General features: G+C 78.4%; 1 protein-coding gene. It reads left to right on the forward strand.

Going from position 1 to position 1,533, the window contains the following annotated elements; genetic code table 11:
* A partial coding sequence (locus ABZW03_RS40765) for a DUF5719 family protein (RefSeq protein WP_355269911.1) occupies window positions 1-1,443 on the forward strand: 1,443 nt, incomplete at its 5' end.
* Window positions 1,444-1,533 lie beyond the last annotated feature (90 nt).

The following is a 1,533-nucleotide window of genomic DNA, read 5'->3' on the forward strand; positions in this document are numbered from 1 at the left end:
GACGAGGTGGGCCGGCTCGGCCGGGCCTTCGACCGGATGCTGGTCCGGCTCGCCACCACCCCGCCCGGGACGGGCTCCGCCACCGGCGGGGCCGGCTGGCTCTCCGACGCGGCCGCCCCGGCCGCGCCCGCCGCCCAGCCGACCACCGCCCCCGCGGCCCCGGCGACCCCGGCCGCCCCGGCCCCGACCGGCTCGGCCGCTCCGGGCGCCCCGGCCCAGGACAAGGACGCGGCGCCCGCCGACGCCCGGCTGACGGTGCCCAAGCCCGGCACCCCGGCCACCGGGCCGGCCGCCAACGGTGACGCCGCGCCCGGCACCGGGGCCGTCGCCACCGGCGCCCTCGCCCCCGGCTTCACCGTCACCCAGACCACGGTGGTCACCGAGCCGCGCGGCCTCGGGCTGTCCGGCCTCACCTGCACCCCGGCCGGGACGAGCTTCTGGTTCGCCGGGGCCAGCACCGCCGCCGACCGGGTCGACTACGTCAGCCTGGTCAACACCGAGTCCTCCGCCGCGGTGGTGGACATCAAGCTGTACGGCGACAAGGGCCTGATCGACAACGACGCCGCCAACGGGATCACCGTCCCGCCCGGCAGCTCCCAGGCCGTGCTGCTGTCGACGATCAGCAAGGGCGCGGTCGGCGACCTCGCGGTCCACGTGGTGGCGCGCTCCGGGCGGGTCGGCGCCGCGCTGCACGCCGCCGACAGCGGCAAGGGCGCCGACTGGGTCCCGGCCTCGGCCGACCCGGCCCCCGTCCAGGTGCTGCCCGGCCTGCCCGCCGACACCGCCTCCGCCCGCCTGGTGGTCTGGGCGCCGCCGGAGGACGACGCGGACCTGAAGATCCAGCTGTCCGGCAAGAACGGCTGGTTCAGCCCGGCCGGCAACGAGTCGATCCACGTCAAGGCGGGCATGGTGGCCGCGGTCGACCTCGGCAAGGTCACCCGGGACGAGGTCGCCGGGCTGCGGCTGTCGCCCAGCGACGACAAGCACCGCACCCCGGTCGTGGCCGGGCTGCGGGTCGACCGGGCGGCGGCCAACGGCAAGTCGGACGCGGCCTGGCTGGCGGGCAGCAACCCGGTCGGCGCCCGCGCCACCGTCGCCGACAACCGGGCCGGCGCCTCCACGCTCTACCTGACCTCCAGCGGCGAGGCCGCCACCGTCCGGGTCACCGCCTCGGCCGGCAGCGGCGGCGGCACCCCGGCCACCAAGGAGGTCCAGCTCCCGGCCGGCGGCACGGTCGCCCTCCCGGCGCCCGAGCCGGCCGGGCTGAACGGCGTCTTCGCGCTCACCGTGGAGACCGTCTCCGGCGGCCCGGTGGTGGCCGCCCGGATGCTGTCACTGCCGGCCAAGGACGTGCCGATGTTCACCGTCCAGTCGCTGCGCGACGACCGCAGCATCGTCAAGGTCCCGCAGGCCGGCCAGGACCCGGGCGTCGTCCTGCGCTGAGCACCCGGACGCGGCGGGACCCTGACCCCGGCGCGGCCGGCGGGCCTCGGCGAGGACGCCGTCAGGCACCCCGAGGCCGCCGGGGAGAGC

Origin of the sequence: Kitasatospora sp. NPDC004799 (genome assembly GCF_040609095.1) — a bacterium.
In the GTDB taxonomy this organism is placed as follows: Bacteria; Actinomycetota; Actinomycetes; order Streptomycetales; family Streptomycetaceae; genus Kitasatospora.